Below are 17,981 nucleotides of genomic sequence, written 5' to 3' on the forward strand. Positions count from 1 at the left end.
ACATTTCAACATTTCAACGGAGAAATTTAGTTTCGATTTGACTCACATCAAAATAACCCTGTTCGATAAGGAACGATTCCGCTTCTTTGTCCCATCCGAATATGATAGCCAATCCAACAAAAATAAGGATTCCTCCTAATATCTTCTTGAATTTTCCTTGCGGATCAGAAGCCCATTTCATCTTACCAATCGCCCTCTGACCGAAAAACGCAACAAGTAGCAGTACCACCGAAAGACCAACTGCATACGCTATGAGATTAGCAATCCCAACAGCAAAACTCTGTGGCAATACTATAGCAACTATCAGTGCGTATGTCGGACTACAGCTCGAAAAAACTGGACCGAGCGCCATACCAACCAATACCCCGCCCCACCTCCCGCTGTGCTGATGCGAATCATGCAGAAGGTTTTGTGATCGATTACCAAAACCAAAAGCAGTCTCGATCTTCCCCCACAACTGAGGGAAGAACGTAACAAAACCAAAAACAAGAACAATGCCACCAGAAATTCCTTTCCAGACTTCCGGAGGCACAGCAATCAGAGCAGTACTCGACTTCAAAAGTAATGTAAAAAGAACAATCGATAGTGCGAGTGATCCTGTAACAATAAACGGTCTCAGACGATCACGATCTACCACTGATCCGCCGATAATCACAGGAAGTACAGGGAGTACGCACGGTGCTAAAATTGTGAGTACTCCTGCTAGAAATGAGAAAAAAAGAATTTCCATATTATTCTATTTCACGTACAAGATCATTCAGTGTCACCGAGCCACCCCACTTCGCAATTTCTTTCCCGTCCGCATCGACTTGCACAATCGTGTGTTGCATCACAACGCCATATTTCTTTTTTAAATCAGTATATTTGTCATAATCAACATCCAAGATAGTCACATTTGCCGGAATCTCATTTAGATGCGCACGAATATCAGCATCGAGAGCTTTACACGAAGGACACCAAGATGCTCTGAAGAAGAGTGCTACTTTCCCGTCATTAGCCTTGACCAATTTGACTGGATCATACACTTCATATGAACCAACGCCTTGGTTCACTGTCTCTACTACTGCTTCCGACTCTTCAGTTTCGATCACGACGCTTTGCTGATTTTCTTGTTTTACAACGTTTTTAATAGGAGTATTTTTTCTCGCAAGAAATATGTACCCACCAGCTACTATCAGTACGAGTACTATTCCTACGAACATTTTATCATGTACACACATTCCTACTTTTTCTTGACACCCACTCATTGGACAAACTTTAGACATACTCTTTTATTTTAAAAAATTATTTATATTTTCAATTATTTTTTATCAACTTTCAACAACTGCACCATTCGCTGTACCTCTTTTTCATCCTTGATTTCATAACACACCATCTGCCCTGTCTTGACTCGATAGACAAGTCCAACTCGCTCAAGGATTTTGAGCTGTTGAGAAACTGCAGAAACAGTGATATCAAATATGGCTGCAACTTCAGTGACACAGAGTTCTTTATAATCCATCAGAAGACGGAAAATACGAAACCTGCCTGGATCGCCCAAAGCCTCGAAGATGAGCTGGGTACGATTATCGTTTTTCGCCATTTCTTGCTTTACTCTCATCAATTCCTCTTTGGTTAACATAACATTATATTAAGTATTTACTTAACTACTAAATATAATAACAAAAAGGAAAAGAGCTGTCAAAAAAAATTTATTTGCTGAGGAAAGCGATCGAAAATTGAAAAGCAGTCACTTACTTTTTTCTTGTTAGCTCTTCCGTACGAAAAATAATCATCTTTTTTATCAATGCATAAGGAATCGTTTTATTGAGCGGAAACTGAACCGAACCCTTTGCACTCTTATATATTGCTAATTCCTCCTTGAATGCTTCTATCCCTGATGGGGTCGGATAAAATCCAATATGACTGTCAAATGCGGAAAAATGTACGAGATTTTTTCCATTCAATTTGAATGTGGGAATACCATAAGCAATCACTTCTTGTACGTCCGGTACTACTTCTCTGACGATAGCACGTATTTTTTGCAAAATAACTTGGATATCTTTCGGATATTTTGTGATGAACGCATCGACACTTTCCATCTTTTCCATATTGTTCAATTTTTTACATTTTTGAAACACAAAATAAAAAAACTCTTTACGGCTTATCCCTACCTACAAATCTTTCTTTGCCAAGCAAAAAATTTATTGCTCTTACTATATTTCTATCAAGACTCTTTTCTGTTTTTAAATTGCTCAAGTATCTGACTATTTCATGTTTCTTCGATGGAGATAAACTTTCAAAAACATTTTTTGCTTCAACGTTGCTACCGAGTGACTGAATAAATTTCTGTGGCGGAATAATTTCCCTACTTTCAGGATCAAATGTGATCGTTAATTCTACAGTTTCACTGATCCGCTGAGGAGAATTTTTGAGCATCGTTGTGTTGATATAGAGTCTCCATTCACCAGCATATTTTACCAAAGTCTGCTTGTAGGGTTTTCCATTGATAGTTCCTTTGATAGGAATGTGTCCTCTCTCTTTTTTGGCTTGATCGAATATATCCTGCAAAATATCTTCAGGTACGGAAACAAACGGATTCACTCCAATAATCTTTATTTCTGCTTTGAATTTTTTCATATCGTAGAGATTGCCGTCTTATTCCTTTTTTATTGTCTGGCCAAATATCTAGCAGTATTCACATTTCTCACCGTCATAAACTGATAAAGTTTGTGGCTAATTATCTTATTCAGATGGCTCTTGTTATAATTTTTCCTATCAACATTCCAAAAAATCGCCCCTTTGACATAACGGATGTCCATAAATTCTTTTTTGATTGGCAGATCATCTATGGTTTTCTTCGAATCAATTTCTGGGAATAGGTAAGCAATATCGGATCGCTGTGTGATATCATTTTTCCAGTTTTTTGGTATCGATTCGACTATCTGTATCATTTCCTTTTCTGTCTTGATAAGGATTGTGGCATCAAAACCGAATTCTTTTTTAAAATTCAATTTCAGTTTTTTGCATATTTCTTGTTGTTTATCTTTCCCTTCAAAAATAACATTGCCTGAGTTTATATAGGTTGAAACGTTGTCATAGCCCAAAGATTCAAAAAGCACCTTAAGTTTTTTCATATCAACCCTGCGTTCTTTTCCGGCGTTTATTCCTCTGAGTAATGCAATATATTTCATAATTTATTCCATTAAATCATCGACACGTTTTTATAAGCACCCGATTGATACCTACGAGCTATATATAAATATAGCGGAAAAAGTATCACAAGGAAAATAATTCCTGAATATAAAAATCCGTATTGATAGGATACGCGCTCGATTATGAATCCAACTCCAAAACTTGAAACTACCGAAACAGCCTGATCAATTTGTGAACCCGTTGACAACAATGTGGCCTTAAATTTACTTGATTTAATAATATCAAGTCGATAACCCTCATCAATTTTACTTAACCCCCAATGGAATGCGTTTATGATAATAAAAGCGGTTACAACAACCCACCAACTTGATATCATTCCCAAAACAAGAATTAAAAGAGTATAAATAACAAGTTGAAACCCATAAAAAGAAGGTAAGGTAAAATATTTTTTAATCTTTCCGCTATACGCAAGCATAAGCGAAGCAAATGCTCTCCCTATACCAAAGAATACCCCGAACCAAATTACAGGTATTTCAAGAAATGTCTGATAAGGGGCACGGAACCCTCCAATACTAAACAATGTTCCACCAATAATTCCCGAAAACAAAGCAATGCTAAAAAAGTTAAGGTGATATCCTTCTTGTAATACCTGTCTGAAATTTGTCGCCCCAATTTCTTCAATGTGTTCCTGAGGGACAGGAGGTACCACCAAGGAAATTGCTACCAATAATCCAATCACATCAATAACAAAAGCAATCAGAAATGGTGTTTTGTAACTTATGCTCACTAAAAATGGTACCAGCACCATAAATATTATCGGCACCGCAAATCCTATAGAACTGATTTTTCCCATCACTCTTGCATAGTCGTGTTCTCTTTTAAGACCTTGTAAAGTTTCGTGCATAAAGGCACTACCTGTACCACTTTGAAAAGCGGCACTCGCACTCAAAAAAATTGCGCCGAGTATCAAGAAGGAAATGTTATTCGCAAAAAGAAAAAAGACTGTTGACATCAACATCAATACTCGAGAAATAACTAGCGTTAGTTTATGTCCGATTTTATCAGACATATATCCGCTGGGAATTTCAAAAAGAAAACCAGAAAGACTCCCTGCAAGCAAAATTGTTCCAATTATTTTTGGTGTTACGTCTGGTATGGTCAGATAGTACGCTCCCAAAACCGCAACAAAAATTCTTTTATTGGCGATTAACAATATGGTGTATTTCCAAATATTACTTTGTAGATTTTTTTCCATATTTATTTCAATAATTCGCCAACTGATACTCCAAGCGTATTAGCTAGTTTTTCTATCGGGAAAGAAGATTCCATAGATTCTGTTCTTACTTTCACAGTCAGTATATAAACTTCTCACAAAACGGTCAAAGAAAAGGAAAAAAACCTCTTTGTAGAGATTTTTTCAGATTCGGGAATTCTTGGCGGGAATGCGTTTGTGTCGGCGCGAAGCTATGACCCCATTTCGGCTTCAGATTCCGATTTCCAATTTTGGCGGTGCATATTGGACGAAGTTCGAATGTATTTCGCCAAAAACCCTGAGTAAGAAAGCGGAAGCCGTCCCCACCGTAGTCCTGAAGCCTCGGGACTCCCCATCAGAAAAACCTTTCTTTGCATTTCGGATTTGCGCGCGCCGGATCTTTTCTTCTCTTAAGGAAAAGAAAGCTTTTCTGATGAGGACTGCTCTTTGGAGCAGTGCGGTGGGGAACGGCTGCTATTGGTACGTCGCCAAGATGGAAATAAACGAGCTTGTAGTTATTCTATCACATCAGACAATATTGAATTTGCTCATTTCTCCATCTTGGCGACGGTACCATCCAAGTGAATGGTATTGCGATGACAATTTATTTGCCGAGTTCAACTCGTCTTTTGATATATGAAGTTTGCTTCCTGTACGAGAACAAAAACATCACAAAAAGCACTGTAAGCAAAATATTTATGCTGTACTTTTCCAAAAATAGACATCGGTAGGAAAATAATTCGTACGCTTTTGCTACCATAAACAAGAAGAACATCGAAACGAAAGTACGGTACATGTTATTTGTCTCCGAAAATTCCTCAATTTTCGGATCCACTTTTGCGACAGCAACAAAATCAGAATACGACGCAAACTTAAGAAAGGAAATCCATTTCAAGATAGGCTCAATAGCCAAAGACCCAAACCTACTTATAACGAGACCAACGAAGTAGTAGACGAACGCTCCGATAACCAGATTTTCTTGTGTGAAAGAATAGGGTGTAAAGCGTTCCAACACTACAACGAAAAGAACACCAGGAAGTAGGTAGTTGAATAGATTATAGGACGTTATCTTGTCTAAAACTTTTTCCATAAGTTACTCATCTACTTGATTAAAGAAGGTTTCCGGTGCGAGAGGCCCCCAACCATCTCTTTGTGGAGCATCTGCACTAGGATGACAAATTGTTTTTCCGTTCCTTGTAGAGCCAGGATTGCAATTTCGACGTATAAGCGCATTGATTACCTTACGTGATGGATGTTTAGGATCGCCCTGTGGTGGACACGAGATAAACGCATGAACCGGCATAAGTCGATTCAGTATAGTCGGCCCAAGATTACGTTTACTGCCATGATGTGGAACATCGAGGAAGTCTATTTTATTCAAAGAGACATTATTTGCTTCCGCAAAATCAATAGCCCTGCCAAGTGCATCCTTTCCAGCGTCACCAGTAAAAAGGAATTTTTTTCCATCAACGACAAGCAGTAACACCAAACTGGAATTATTTTCGTGGCTTGTATCTAGGTAGTCGTCTGATAGGGTTTCGATATGCAGTTCCTCCGCGATCCAACCAACTGCCTCTTTCACCGCACCGATGAACTGTTCAATTTTGTGTTCATCCTTCACTTCTGGTGTCACACCGAAATTAGCAAGGAGTTGCTGGTAATACTCTTCGGTAGGTCCCAAAATATATAGCCCGTCATGCACCTGTTCTCCCGCGAATGGCTGAACGACCACTACACCCTTCTCAGTGGCCATATCAACGAGATCCGAGAGCATTGAAAGTGATTTCTCAAGTCGCGTCTCCAGACCCTTTTGTGTCACAGACATGTTCGTCATTTTCTGGATTGCTTTAGTGTAATCCCAAGGACAATGGGCAACCAACTTACCGACGGTTAAGTTTTCGAAAACCTCTGAAAGACCAGAGATATGGTCGTTGTGAAGATGTGATGCAACAACAAGGTCAACATATGTCGTTCCATAATGTATCTTGATGTGCTCGACAAGTGCCTTGCCCGAATCCTTTGTACCTCCATCTATAACTACAACATTCTGTGTTGTAGGCGAACTGAAATCTCCATACCGAATTGCGATTGCATCACCGCCTTTTTCTCCGATCCCAACTGGGATGTAATCAATCTCATATGCCATATGTTTTTTGTATAATTTGAACTTGTTTAGGTTAACATTAGGTATTATAATTTAGGTATGGTATACTAGTCAAGTATGAGAATAGAACAGCCATCAAAACGGCAGGCCGAAATACTTGAATTCGTATCTTTTTTTCGTCAAAAAAAAGGCTACGCCCCTTCTCTGACCGAAATAGCAGCGCATTTTGACGTGTCTGTGCCAACAGTACACCAACATATTGCGTATCTACGCAAGAAGAACCTTCTCTCGACCGAGAAGGGAAAACAAAGGTCTATACAAGCATTCAACGACCATAATCGTGGCGTCGTTGAAATTCCGCTTATGGGGATTATTGCCGCAGGCGGACCGATTGAGGCCATCAGAGACCCTCGTCCTATAGAAGTTCCAAAAAGCATGCTTTCCGCAGGATCGGATTATTATGCCTTGAAAGTCGCGGGCGTAAGCATGATCGAAGACGGTATTTTTGACGGTGATATCGTTATCGTTCGGGATCAGCCAACGGTTGAAAACGGAGAAAAAGCAGTCGCTTACCTACCAGATCAAGATGCGGTTACTCTAAAAAGAATCTATCACGAAAAAAATCGAATCAAACTTGTTCCCGCAAATCAAAAGATGGAACCTTTTTATGAGACAAATGTAGAAATTCAAGGAAAGGTTGTTGGTGTGTTGAGAACTGAAAAATAAGGCCAAAAAATATCCTTATTTTTGCTCTAAAAACTTTCTCAATTCCTCCTGTCTTTCCTTAAATCCACCAAATTCTCTTTGAAAGTCGGTCTTTTTGTAAAGCTGATATACAAATCCCTTCTCCGTCAAAATTACTCGCGAGTCGCCATCATTGGAGTTTTCTATTTCTGAATCAAACAACCTTTTTTCTACGTTTTTCTTTTTTGCAAACAACCCCTTAAAAACTTCCCTGCTCATATCAGAAACAAACTTATCAAGACCGTTGGCCAAAGCGTTACTTTTCTCAGTGATCTTTTCTTCTAAAGACAGGAGATCCTTCCTCTCATCTTCTATGATGGCTTCATCCTTCATCAGACTAAGCATAGAATAGCTGCTTAGCTTTCTCTGATATTCCAACAAATCTTCAGCGAAGATTATCTCAAGATCAAAGAGAAACTTCGACTCCCTATCTATCTTTTCAGAAAACAACGCTTTCCAAAATTGGAAAAATTCGTAGAATATTTGAAAATCAGCCTGAAGATTACTTACTTTTTTACTAAGTTCCTTGCTATTTCGCTGGAGAGTTTCCGTAGGATAATCATCTGTATTTTTCGGATTACTTTTCTCAAGGAAAAAAGAATTCGTTACAAAAGGACTCAGAGCATAAAAAGACTTATGTAGTCCATCGACGAGCAAATTTGTTATTTTTTCATGGACATCTAGTTTTTTCTTAAAAGAAATTTCTCTCGTCAAAATAAAATACGTAACAAAAAAACCAAATATCAATACAAATGATTGAAACAAAGATGAAAACGCATCCCAATTAAAAGAACTTTCGCTGTTTGAAAAAATCAAGCCGGAAAACACGGCTTGAAGTATAAGAATTAATACGAGTAGGATTTTCTCAAACATATCGTATTAGTAGGTTACGCATATTTATTATATTGCGTAAGTTCCTTTTTCGAAATCTTCCAAATAACTTTCAACTTCTTGAGGAAGTTTTGCAAAAATAGATCAAAGATCAGTCGAGAGCCGTCCTCGGCCAGATTATTATTTCTTCAGAAGCTTTCTGCATTTTCACACAAATTTATTGGACATATTTATAAAAATACAGCGCTATTACAAAACTTATCATTCTTTAACAACCATCCATTTTTTCTTTTCATCGCCATACATCACAAAATATATCATCCGCTGTATAACGCCAAAATAGATTGGAAATAGGATGAACCAACTAAAAAATGACACTACCCAACCTACAATCGTAATCAGCCTATGCGAAATATGATCATGTCTCACCTGCGGATAAATTAATCTCCACGCCATAAGAATAAATTCCTTAAATCCAATTTTATCCATTGACTCTCTATTTTTTGCTTTTTGTATTAAAATAATTAGCCGTACAATATCAAAAAATATTCCAAAAAAAACAAAAGTGATAACTACACCCCATATGGGGAAAAAATATAAAAATGGCACCCCCACAATAATCCATAAAATTGCAACTCCAAAAAACAAAGATATCAAATTACTATCAAATTTGAATTCTTGAGCATCAAGCGTTGCAAGTTTTTTAACATTTCTTATTATCCAGTAGCCAATAGAGCTCAATGATAATCCAGCAAAAATAACCCAGATTAAAATATCAGTGAATTTTGAATCTCCTTTTAAAACAATAAAATAAAAAGCAAGCGAGAGAATAATAATTCCAATGCCTACTATCAATGCTGAGCTTGCAATAAAATGCATACGTGAATACATTTTTTGAATTCTTTCATTGATCATATGTTAAAAAATTTTAATAATTATTAATTGTTACTATTTTTTGCACTGTTTCTGATAATATGGGATTGATTTTACAAAATTCAATGCTTTTTCATCTATAAGATCTCCCTCATTTTTTGCTATGACCAGTAGAGTTTGAAACAATTGCGCAACTTCCTGAGTTTTTGTCATTCTCGATTGTAAAGATTTTTCTTCCTCATCATTTAATACATGGTAAACAAACCTTCCCTCTGAAATAAATGCGCTCGCTTCTGCCCTATAACATCCATCTTCAGAATTAACATCTTCATTATTAGCATACTGAAAAACATGAGTTAATTCATGACGCAATAAAACTGCAGTCAATAAATCATCTTTTATGCTGTATTTAGGAGAAACTTTTATCAAATATTCATCTAGTGAATGCATAGGAGAAAAAACAAAAACTCCTTCTGCACCATTAATTTCCTTGCTAGATTCTGAATATTCAATTTTGAGACAATTTTTGATGCTTTCTAAGCGACCTGACTCCTCGATATTCCCGCGATTTCTGTATCTCTGTTCAATAAGACTTAGCGACCGCTTAAACTCTTCTGACATTTCATATCCACTTTCTCTAATACAATAAATAGGTGTTTCATTAAAAACAATCAGCCATTCGTTGTTAATTTTGATAAATTTTCTATATATTCTTTTTGGGTAATCCTTATCAGCTAAGTTAAAAATGCTTGTTTCATCAACATGTCCTATATCATTTTTTATAATCACCTTATTTACTTCTACGGTTTTTCCTTTCTTTAAATCATTTAAAAATATTTTAGATCTTTCATCTTCTGGATTTTGTTGTGCATACTCAATTAGTCGTTGCAATACTGATTCCTGCGAATATATAGCACCTCGTTTTTCGATATATTTTTCTCTACTTATTTTATGCTTAGACTCTGGCGATAAATAAGAATCATATATTTTTCCAAAATCATTATTGCTTTCCAATTCAAATATTTCATTGAATCTTTTGACAAGCTTATCTTCATCACTGATGCTTATTGATTGCTCCTGTTTGTTTTTTAAAAAAGAAAAATTTTCTAATTCATAAAGTTTAATATAAACGCCTAAAGCCACTATCAACACTACACTTATTAGGATAACTATCAATTTTTTATTCATAAATTTATTTTATTTGATTAACTCATCAACACTAACCTCAAGCGCTTTAGAAATCTTCTTGAGCGTATCAAGTGTTGGATTTTGGTTTTTACCAACTTCAATCTTGATGATTGTGTTATTGGCAACATCAGCCAATCGTGCCAGTTTTTCTTGTGATAATCCCTTGGCTTCTCGTAACTTCCTCAGATTTTTTGTTATATTTGACATACTTATATTATAGTAGTAGAATTATAGTGTTAGTACTATTTCTTTTCTATTACTTTGATGCTACACCAAAATTTCAGACAAATCAAACTAAATGACTTTTTATGTTATTAGTAAAAATCTATTCCGATCGTAAATCAGCAGCCGTTCCCCGCCGCACTGCTCCAAAGAGCAGTCCTCATCAGAAAAGCTTTCTTTTCCTTAAGAGAAGAAAAGATCCGGCGCGCGCAAATCCGAAATGCAAAGAAAGGTTTTTCTGATGGGGAGTCCCGAGGCTTCAGGACTACGGTGGGGACGGCTTCCGCTTTCTTACTCAGGGTTTTTGGCGAAATACATTCGAACTTCGTCCAATATGCACCGCAAAAATTCGGAATTCAAAACTGGAGAAGAAATAGCGTCGACGCGTAGCGCCGTCTGTTCTGCATTCCCCCCACGAAATCCCCAATCTGAAAGGATTCGCCACGCGGAGCGGGGCTCCTCGTTTGCCAATGCAATCTTATGAATCACACCAGAAAGTTCTTTATCTATACACGAAAGAGTACCGATACGGAAGATCGGCAGGTCAGAAGCATTTCGGATCAACTGGCCGAACTCAAAGAATTGGCGGTAAAAGAAAATATCGAGGTTGTTGATGTCTTTGTGGAAAAACAGACCGCCAAAGTCCCCGGCCGACCAGTCTTTAATGAAATGCTTCTACGTATCGAAGCAAATGAAGCGAGCGGGATTTTATCGTGGCATCCCGATCGTTTGGCTCGAAACTCCGTAGATGGTGGCAAGATCATCTATTTGCTCGATACGGGAAAAATAACCGAACTGAAATTTCCAACGTTCTGGTGTGATCCGACACCGCAAGGAAAGTTCATGCTCTCCATCGCTTTTTCCCAATCCAAGTATTACGTGGACAATTTGAGTGAAAATATCAAGCGTGGGCACCGCAACAAAGTGAAGGATGGTATCTGGCCTCAAATGGCTCCTCTGGGGTATGTAAACGTCAAAGGAAGAGGTATTGCGCCACATCCAGAGCTTGCGCCCCTCATATGCAAGGCATTTGAGGCCTACGCCACAGGCAACTTCACTTTGCGTCAGATTCGCGAAAAGTTTAACGCGCTTGGATTGAAAGGAAAAAGTACAGAGCTTTCAGTGTCGAACTATCAGACGATTCTCCATAACCCTATCTACTGCGGATTGATCCGCTACAATGGCGAAATCTACGAAGGTAAGTACGAGCCGATTATCCCAAAGAAACTTTTTGATCTCTGTCAGGAAGTGATGACAAGAAAGAGCAAGCCGAAAGGCAAAGGTTTGAAAACATATTTGTATCGAGGATTTTTCCGTTGCGGAGAATGCGGGTGTTTCATTACAACCGAAACACAAAAAGGTCATAACTATTTGCGATGTACGAAACGGAAAAATCCTTGTTTGCAAAAATATGTCCGTGAAGAACTCATCACTTCTCAAATTAAAGAAGAAATCAAAAAAGTTTCTTTGCCACTCGATTGGGCAAATTGGATGATTGTCGAAAATGAAAAAGACCGACAATCAGAAAATCAACCAAGCGAGCTTTTTGCTCAAAAAACCAAAGATGAAATTTCTCTTTTGGATTCTAAAATTGAGAAGCTGATGACTGCGTATTTAGAGAGTGTGCTTTCATTGGAAGAATATCGAACAATGAAAAGCAAGCTGGTCAATCAAAAACAGCTTCTCAAAGAGAAATTGGCTGCTTTTGAGCAAAAAGCGAATAATCGGTTCGAACTCACTAACAAGTTTCTAAAACTCAATCTGGAAGCCAAGGAATTGGCAAACGAGCGAACAGACGAAGAAAATCTTCATCTGTTCAAAAAGATCGGTTCGAACTTTATTTTGGAAGCTCGAACCATATCTTTTGAGCCCCGCTCCGCGTGGCGCATCCTCTCAGATCGGGGATTTCGTGGGGGGAACGCAGAACAGACGGCGCTACGCGTCGACGCTATTTCTTCTCCAATTTTGAATTCCGAATTTTTGCGGAGAGGGAGGGATTCGAACCCTCGAGAGTTGTAACACTCTACCACGTTAGCAGTGTGGGGCCTTCAGCCGCTCGGCCACCTCTCCTTTTTTGCTTTATCTAAGCCATTTTATATCTTTCCAAGTGTTTCGGATTATGTGTCCCGACGACCTGAAAATACTTTTCGACATCCTTCCTCGCTTCTATACGTATATCCCAACCATTTTTCATTATGCGGTGTTTGATACCTAAAATCAAGAGGATCTCACTCGCTGACTGGAGAAGCGGATGTGATCGACTGGTAAAACCAATCTTTTTGTAACAATATCTCTTCCCTTTTGAGAGGTACTTATGCAGTATAATACAACCATCAGTATCAATCAAGCCACGCAGGCAAGCAATGGAATAGCACTGATTTTTCTTTACCCATAACGGAATGTCGACTTGTTGCTTTACTTTGTTCCCCTGCTTCAATCCTAGTTCATCAATAAGATACGTGATGAGAGCAGTTCGTGAGACCATAATACGTTCAGCAAGAAATTTCTTATTCAGACAAACCCCAAAAGAAACCTCAAAAAGATTGTTGATTAATTGCTGAACAAATATTGAGTACTTTTTATCGGTTAGAGTGTTGAGGGTAATTGTAAATTGATGTTTACTTATTCCTCCGTCTCCGAGCATTATTCCGACAAACTCAGCGAGGTCTTCTGACGGTGTCGGTCTCTTGAAAGGAAGTGCTTGAGTAATTTTTGATGGGTTGAGATGTCCTTCTTTTTCCCACCATTCTCGCCACTTCGTTTTGCGATATTCGGGGTCACCTCCTACGATGCCGTATTTCTTCAGAACTGCTTTTCCTCCAGCTGATGAACCTTGCTTGGTATACCAATAAGCATCTTTGATAACAATGTTTTCCGGCATTTCTCTTTTTCTTTTCTTGCAAATCTGCTCGACAGCAAAAAGTGACATCGAAATTTTTTCATTCCTCCAATCATTGAGATTGCGCACGCTCGTCCCAGCGACTTCCGCTAATTTTTCCCACGTACCAAAAAATTCTTCTTTCGATTGCAAAAGAAACTCTTTTTGTTTTCCTTTTGGAAATATAACTCTTTTAGAATTCAACTGTTCAGCCATATCTCCATAATAGCACAAAACGTATGTATTCCAAAAAAAATTGTTTTCTCTGCTATACTAAAGAGAACCAATATGTACCACCTATGAAAACACGATGTCAGTGGGTGCCGGAGGGAGATGCACTCTATGAAAAATATCACGATGAAGAATGGGGTGTCCGCACGTATGATGATCGGAGACTATTCGAGTTTCTCGTGCTCGAGAGTGCGCAGGCCGGTCTCTCGTGGGCGACGATTCTCAAAAGACGATCAGGATACAAGAAAGCCTTCGTCAATTTTGATCCGAAGAAAGTGGCAAAGTTCACTCGTCGTGATATCGAGAGACTCTCGAAAGATGCTTCTATCATCAGACATCGCCTCAAAATAGAATCAGCGGTGAGCAATGCGAGACTCTTCCTCGAAGTACAGAAGGAATATGGATCGTTCGCCAACTATCTCGCTCAGTTCCTGAACCCTTATCAAGACAAGAAAAAGAAACGCTCTTTCGCAGATGTTCCTCTCTTCACAGAGGAAGCAGAAATGCTTGCCAAAGATTTGAAGAAACGTGGGTTCAAATTCTTTGGTCCGCTCATCGGTTATGCATATATGCAGGCGATCGGTATGGTGAACGATCACACGACTGACTGCTTCCGATACAACGAAATCGAAAAAGAGAAGGATTTACTTAGCGGTCCAACCGCTAAGTAAATAAAAGGAAATAAAAAAAACAACCCCGATCGCTCAAGGTTGTTTTTTTGGATTGCATCAAGAGAGTTGCCTACCTCGATGCATCGCTACTACCAACGGCTTGCGCCCTGATCATTGCTTCCGCTGTTGTTGTAACTGCGGTTGCCACCAGTGCGAGGAGCACGCTCTTCCATAGGACGAGCTTCGTTGACAGTGAGTGTACGTCCGTCGAGTTCTTTGCCATTCCAGAGAGCGATAGCTTTTTGAGCATCTTCTTCTGAAGCCATCTCAACAAATGCGAAACCGCGTGAGCGACCTGTCATTTTGTCGATGATGATTTTGGCAGAAACGACTGCACCTGCTTGAGCAAAAGCTGCTTGCAGAGCATCCTCGGTAGAACCGTAGGAAACGCCACCAACATACAATTTGGTTGCCATATTCGAATCTACTAACCTGATTACTGTGTAAGGTGACCTTTCCCAGAGCCTGCAAAACAGGCTCCCTCTGGCTCTACTGCGAACATTCGAGATTTGGCAACCTCTGTCGTCGAGCGTTACTCCAGAAAGAAAAACTTACAACACATCTATTGTAGCACAAAGAACAGAAAAAAGCAAGAGAAAAGGCTCTAATCAGAGGAACAGCGTCCATTTGTTACCTGGATATCCAGCCGATTCAAAGCAATGACAGCCTGTTCTAGCGTCTCCCCTGCCTGCACCGTCATTTCTATCGTATCATCATTGATTTTCTTCACACCAAAACGTGCGATAAGTTCCTCGGTCGATGAAGAGAGAGGTGTGATGAGATCAAAAAGGAATGTTTTTTTCATACGCGTTCTCCTATTATAGACACTACAAATCATTTCCCGAATAGGAAAGATTGAAACTTTTGTTGATAAGTGGGAAATCTGGAACAACATTGTCGAAACCAGCACTCCGAAGAGCATTCCAGTTCACAAACGACGGGTCCCGAGGAAACACACGACTCACTCGTCCGTCACTATCAGTGGTGATGAAATACATAATCTCTCCTCGCCAACCCTCTACCGCACTCAGTGCAAGAGCGTTCTTCTGAAGAACAATCGGCTCTGTGACATCCGCACGAATCAGTCCGAGAGGAAGAGTTTCGAGAAGAGAGGTAATAATATGGAACGATGTGTATACTTCTTTCACGCGTATATGGAATCGAGCGAATGCGTCACCCTCTGATTCGATAGGGATATCACCAAGAGAAACCATAGTGTATCCTGCATACGGATAGTCCCATCGTGTGTCTTGTACGATACCGCTCGCTCGTCCTGCAACACCGATGATACCCATATCGCTCGCTACATCACTGACGAGTGTGCCGGTCTCTCTCATACGATTGAGAAGTGATGTACTGTTCTCTGCGACATCAATAATCTCTGTAAAATCTCGTTTAAGAGACTGTATCTCTTCTCCGAGCAGATGCTGTTGTTCTGGTGTCATGTCCCGAGTCACACCACCGACGACATTGACCCCGCGAAGAAACCGGCTTCCTGTCAATCGTTCATTGATACGAAGCACTGTCTCTCGAATCCTCGCACCCTGAGCCCCACCAAAATTAAATCCTGTATCCATCATCATCGCTCCGATATCTCCGAAATGATTCGCGAGTCGTTCGAGCTCTGCATAGATCACTCGAAGGGCGAGACCGCGTATTGGTACGGATATCGCTCCCAGTTGCTCGATTGCCTGACAGAATGCAAATGAATGAGAAAAAGAACTGTCTCCAGATATTTTTTCAGAAAGACGTACCTGATCACTCATTGACAACGCTTCGAACAATTTCTCAGTGCCTTTGTGAGTAAATCCAAGACGAGCTTCAAGAAGAACAATACTCTCCCCTGCTACACTAAAACGGAAATGTCCCGGCTCGATAATCCCCGCATGAATCGGACCAACGGGAATTTCATAAATACCCTCTCCGGATACTTCCTGAAAATCGTATCTCCCACTCACTCTCTCTGGTCTCGTCTGCATATCAAAATCCAGGCGGAGCGGGAATACGTCCTCTGGCCAATGCTCATGCAAGATGAGTGATCGCAGATCGGGATGATCGACTGGGGTCAGTCCAAAAAAAGTATGTACACGTCGTTCATAATTCCATGCCGAATGAATGAATGGTGCGAGTGAAGGAAAATCCGTGGTATCACGGAGGAGAGTCGAAAGAACAACAAAGGAATGCTGTTTTGCATCACCAAAGACATACCAAAGATTGAAACCGTTTTGTGTTTCACGTTCGTCCGTAGCAGTCATCAGTTTGAATACGAGATGATCTTTTTCTACAAGATCAATCGCTGTTTGTACGATATCAACAACCGGTACTTCTACAACAGTCATCGTACCAACAGTCATTGTTTTGAAATTTTTCGAAAATGAATAGGTCATAGAAAGTGTGTTAGTAATGAGCTACGACATCATCTATCAGTGTCTGGAGAAATGTCGGAAGCGTAAAACTCAAGACAATAATGAGAATCACGAAAAAAATCTGAGGAATAACAAGCCAGATATTTTTTTCTCCATGTTCTTGATCTCCTTCTTGCTCTGTACTCTCGGAAAGAAACATCGCAGTAATGTGCCGAAGGAAACCAATGAACACAAGTGTCATAAAGAAAATAGCAGAAAAAGTAACATACGGATGTTCTGCAATACCTGCAGAAAGAATATAAATCTTGCTCAAGAATATCCCAAACGGCGGTGTCCCTGTCACGATAAGAAAACCAAGGATGAAAAGCACACTCGTGACAGGGATGACGCGCAAGGCATTCTTTACATTACCTATTTTTGCCGATCCATACGTAAGGAGGAGATTGCCTGCAGAGAAAAACATCACGACTTTCACACAGGAATGATAGATCATGTGAAGCACTGCACCGAGCACTCCGAGTCCCCCGAAACCAAAACCAAGAGCGATGATACCAGCGTTTTCGATACTCGAATAGGCGAGAAGACGTTTGTAATTTCTCGCGTTGAACATGATAAGTGCAGCGACAACAATAGAGAGGAGACCAAAGACAAGGAAGAGTTGATGAGAGAATGACTGTCCGACAACAGCATCGGTGATTCTCTGAAATCGAAGAATAACAAAAAATGCGACTGGGAGGAGCGCTCCAGCAAGCAATGCCCCGAGTGGTGCAGGAGCTTTACTATACGCATCTGGCTTCCACGTGTGCATCGGAGCGAGTCCTACTTTGGTTCCATAACCGATGAGCACAAAAACAAAAGCGATCTTGGCAATAAGCGGATCGAGATGATCGGTATTTGAAAGGAGATCACTCCACCCAATAAAACCGCCATTAAGTGTCGATGGAACAGATGTGAAATAGAGCATCGTCCCAAAAAATCCGAGGAGGAGACCAACAGCATTGATAATGAGATATTTCCAAGCACCTTCGATAGATGATGGTTTGTTATAAAAACTGATGAGAAATGCTGTCGAGAGTGTCGTCGCTTCGATAGCGATCCAAGCAAAGATAGGACTCGTGGCTGTCGTTGCTAGATACATCGCCACAAGAAAGACAAAGAGAAGTACAAAATATTCCTTCACTCGTGTGAAACCGACAATCCCCTTCTTGGTTTCTTGATTGAAATAGGCAACCGAATAGAGAGATGTCGCACATCCAATACAACCGATAATAAGGATGATGATCGCTCCAAGGGCGTCCACCGAAAAGAAGAGAGAAGATGTATAGATACCCTCATTCGCAACCGAGAGAGCAATAAGGAAAGAATACACCAATACAACGACGCTCGAAAAAATAGAAAGGAGTTCGATGACACGTCGATTCTTGATCAAGACAAGAAGAAGAGAAGTAATAAAAAGTGTCGAAAGAAGAAGTATGAGGTACATAGA

20 protein-coding genes and 1 tRNA gene are annotated in these 17,981 nt (G+C 39.7%); 3 read left to right on the forward strand and 18 right to left on the reverse strand.

Features of this window, described 5'->3' with window-relative positions; genetic code table 11:
• Nucleotides 1–13: 13 nt before the first annotated feature.
• The 8 genes from PHH40_02410 to PHH40_02445 all read right to left on the reverse strand — a co-directional run bounded on the left by PHH40_02410 (nt 14) and on the right by PHH40_02445 (nt 6,533).
• Nucleotides 14–730, reverse strand: coding sequence for a cytochrome c biogenesis protein CcdA (locus PHH40_02410; protein MDD2766601.1), 717 nt, complete (start codon nt 728–730; stop codon nt 14–16).
• 1 nt (nt 731) lies between these two features.
• Complete coding sequence (locus PHH40_02415; GenBank protein ID MDD2766602.1) at nt 732–1,265, reverse strand: thioredoxin domain-containing protein; 534 nt, start codon at nt 1,263–1,265, stop codon at nt 732–734.
• A 35-nt stretch (nt 1,266–1,300) separates the two neighbouring features.
• Nucleotides 1,301–1,621 (reverse strand): metalloregulator ArsR/SmtB family transcription factor, encoded by a 321-nt coding sequence (locus tag PHH40_02420; GenBank protein MDD2766603.1) that lies wholly within the window; start codon nt 1,619–1,621, stop codon nt 1,301–1,303.
• Nucleotides 1,622–1,733: 112 nt separating this feature from the next.
• Entirely contained in the window at nt 1,734–2,090 is a 357-nt protein-coding gene (locus tag PHH40_02425; GenBank protein MDD2766604.1) for a DUF1801 domain-containing protein, read from the reverse strand.
• A gap of 46 nt (nt 2,091–2,136) precedes the next feature.
• The gene (locus PHH40_02430; GenBank protein ID MDD2766605.1) at nt 2,137–2,619 is read right to left on the reverse strand and encodes a DUF1905 domain-containing protein; all 483 of its coding nucleotides are present in this window, start codon (nt 2,617–2,619) and stop codon (nt 2,137–2,139) included.
• Nucleotides 2,620–2,648: 29 nt separating this feature from the next.
• Nucleotides 2,649–3,173, reverse strand: a complete 525-nt coding sequence (locus PHH40_02435; protein MDD2766606.1) for a DUF1697 domain-containing protein — start codon at nt 3,171–3,173, stop codon at nt 2,649–2,651.
• A gap of 11 nt (nt 3,174–3,184) precedes the next feature.
• Nucleotides 3,185–4,390 (reverse strand): MFS transporter, encoded by a 1,206-nt coding sequence (locus PHH40_02440; GenBank protein ID MDD2766607.1) that lies wholly within the window; start codon nt 4,388–4,390, stop codon nt 3,185–3,187.
• Nucleotides 4,391–5,480: 1,090 nt separating this feature from the next.
• A complete protein-coding gene (locus PHH40_02445; GenBank protein MDD2766608.1) occupies nt 5,481–6,533 on the reverse strand; it encodes a hypothetical protein in 1,053 nt (350 codons plus the stop codon).
• Between the two features lie 75 nt (nt 6,534–6,608).
• On the opposite strand from PHH40_02445, the gene lexA reads away from it, so the two are divergent.
• Nucleotides 6,609–7,217, forward strand: a complete 609-nt coding sequence (gene lexA / locus PHH40_02450; GenBank protein MDD2766609.1) for a transcriptional repressor LexA — start codon at nt 6,609–6,611, stop codon at nt 7,215–7,217.
• 15 nt (nt 7,218–7,232) lie between these two features.
• Here the strand turns inward: lexA and PHH40_02455 are convergent, their stop codons facing one another.
• From PHH40_02455 to PHH40_02470, 4 genes are all read right to left on the reverse strand, one after another.
• Nucleotides 7,233–8,108 (reverse strand): hypothetical protein, encoded by an 876-nt coding sequence (locus PHH40_02455; protein ID MDD2766610.1) that lies wholly within the window; start codon nt 8,106–8,108, stop codon nt 7,233–7,235.
• 219 nt (nt 8,109–8,327) lie between these two features.
• Nucleotides 8,328–8,981 carry a hypothetical protein gene (locus PHH40_02460; protein ID MDD2766611.1) on the reverse strand — a complete coding sequence of 218 codons (654 nt, stop codon included), beginning with the start codon at nt 8,979–8,981 and terminating at the stop codon, nt 8,328–8,330.
• Nucleotides 8,982–9,014: 33 nt separating this feature from the next.
• Nucleotides 9,015–10,127 carry a hypothetical protein gene (locus PHH40_02465; GenBank protein MDD2766612.1) on the reverse strand — a complete coding sequence of 371 codons (1,113 nt, stop codon included), beginning with the start codon at nt 10,125–10,127 and terminating at the stop codon, nt 9,015–9,017.
• A 9-nt stretch (nt 10,128–10,136) separates the two neighbouring features.
• Complete coding sequence (locus PHH40_02470; GenBank protein ID MDD2766613.1) at nt 10,137–10,334, reverse strand: helix-turn-helix transcriptional regulator; 198 nt, start codon at nt 10,332–10,334, stop codon at nt 10,137–10,139.
• A 495-nt stretch (nt 10,335–10,829) separates the two neighbouring features.
• Between PHH40_02470 and PHH40_02475 the strand changes: the two genes are divergently transcribed.
• Nucleotides 10,830–12,368, forward strand: coding sequence for a recombinase family protein (locus PHH40_02475; GenBank protein ID MDD2766614.1), 1,539 nt, complete (start codon nt 10,830–10,832; stop codon nt 12,366–12,368).
• On the opposite strand, the gene PHH40_02480 is transcribed toward PHH40_02475, so the two are convergent.
• Nucleotides 12,333–12,419 (reverse strand) — tRNA-Ser (locus PHH40_02480). The two genes, PHH40_02475 and PHH40_02480, sit on opposite strands and share 36 nt — an antisense overlap.
• Before the next feature lie 13 nt (nt 12,420–12,432).
• On the reverse strand, nt 12,433–13,443 hold the full coding sequence (locus PHH40_02485) for an LAGLIDADG family homing endonuclease (GenBank protein MDD2766615.1): 1,011 nt from the start codon (nt 13,441–13,443) through the stop codon (nt 12,433–12,435).
• An 83-nt stretch (nt 13,444–13,526) separates the two neighbouring features.
• Between PHH40_02485 and PHH40_02490 the strand changes: the two genes are divergently transcribed.
• Complete coding sequence (locus PHH40_02490; GenBank protein MDD2766616.1) at nt 13,527–14,129, forward strand: DNA-3-methyladenine glycosylase I; 603 nt, start codon at nt 13,527–13,529, stop codon at nt 14,127–14,129.
• A gap of 89 nt (nt 14,130–14,218) precedes the next feature.
• Here PHH40_02490 and PHH40_02495 read toward each other — a convergent pair whose 3' ends face one another.
• The 4 genes from PHH40_02495 to PHH40_02510 form a co-directional block, all read right to left on the reverse strand.
• A complete protein-coding gene (locus PHH40_02495) occupies nt 14,219–14,545 on the reverse strand; it encodes an RNA-binding protein (protein MDD2766617.1) in 327 nt (108 codons plus the stop codon).
• A 188-nt stretch (nt 14,546–14,733) separates the two neighbouring features.
• On the reverse strand, nt 14,734–14,934 hold the full coding sequence (locus PHH40_02500) for a hypothetical protein (GenBank protein MDD2766618.1): 201 nt from the start codon (nt 14,932–14,934) through the stop codon (nt 14,734–14,736).
• A 22-nt stretch (nt 14,935–14,956) separates the two neighbouring features.
• On the reverse strand, nt 14,957–16,516 hold the full coding sequence (locus PHH40_02505) for an NADH-quinone oxidoreductase subunit C (protein MDD2766619.1): 1,560 nt from the start codon (nt 16,514–16,516) through the stop codon (nt 14,957–14,959).
• Between the two features lie 10 nt (nt 16,517–16,526).
• The gene (locus PHH40_02510; GenBank protein MDD2766620.1) at nt 16,527–17,978 is read right to left on the reverse strand and encodes a proton-conducting transporter membrane subunit; all 1,452 of its coding nucleotides are present in this window, start codon (nt 17,976–17,978) and stop codon (nt 16,527–16,529) included.
• Nucleotides 17,979–17,981: the final 3 nt, after the last annotated feature.

Source organism: Candidatus Moraniibacteriota bacterium (genome assembly GCA_028688415.1).
GTDB lineage: Bacteria > Patescibacteriota > Minisyncoccia > Moranbacterales > UBA1568 > UBA1568.